The organism is Endothiovibrio diazotrophicus (assembly GCF_054657215.1).
The window spans coordinates 1-705 of record NZ_BAAHXB010000294.1 but is presented as its reverse complement, the minus strand read 5'-3'; the positions used below and the strand labels follow the sequence as shown (position 1 = coordinate 705).

1 pseudogene is annotated in these 705 nt (G+C 72.8%); it reads left to right on the top strand.

Features of this window, described 5'->3' with window-relative positions:
- Positions 1-705, top strand: a pseudogene (locus tag ACYQ2W_RS26500) (hypothetical protein); the annotation flags it as partial.

Below are 705 nucleotides of genomic sequence, written 5' to 3'. Positions count from 1 at the left end.
CATCACCGCCCCCGCCGCCGCCGCCCTGCGCACCGCGCCGATCGACCCGCCGGGCCAGGCGCGTGCCGAGGAGCGCGACGAGACCCGGCTGGCCAAGGCGGTGCAGCAGGTCAAACGCCACCTCACCCGCCTGGAGGCGCGCCTCATCGCCGACGAGGAGGGTGAAGCGGATCGCTCCGAGCTGGTCCGCCTGAGAAACACCCTGCGCCAGCTCGACCGCCGGGTCGGCGAGCGCTTCGACGCGATCGACGCGCTGATCCGCACCAAGGGCCTCGGCCCCACCATCGAACAGCGCCAGGTGCAGGCCCGCGGCCACTTCCGCCGCCACCTCGACCAGACCCTCGCCGACCTGGACGCCATCGACCGCGCCCCCACCACCAGTGAACTGCTCACCGTGGTCCAGGCCGCCAAGGCGCGCCTCGACGCCCTCCAGAGCGAACCGGCCCGCCAGCCCTTCGACCCCAACCAGCTCCCCTTCAAGGCGCGGAAGCCCAACCCCGACAACCGCCCCAAGGAGTCCCGGTCCGACTTCGTCCAGGCCGGTCTCTACTCCAACCCGCTGCCCAAACTGGCCGCCGTGGGCAACGTGCTGGATGCCTACGTGTTCGACCAGCTCCCCGGCGCCTCCGACCCCGCCTATCTGGCCGGCAGCGACGAGGTGGTGCTGAGCGCGGAGATCCGCGCCCGGGCCGAGGCGCTGGAGTA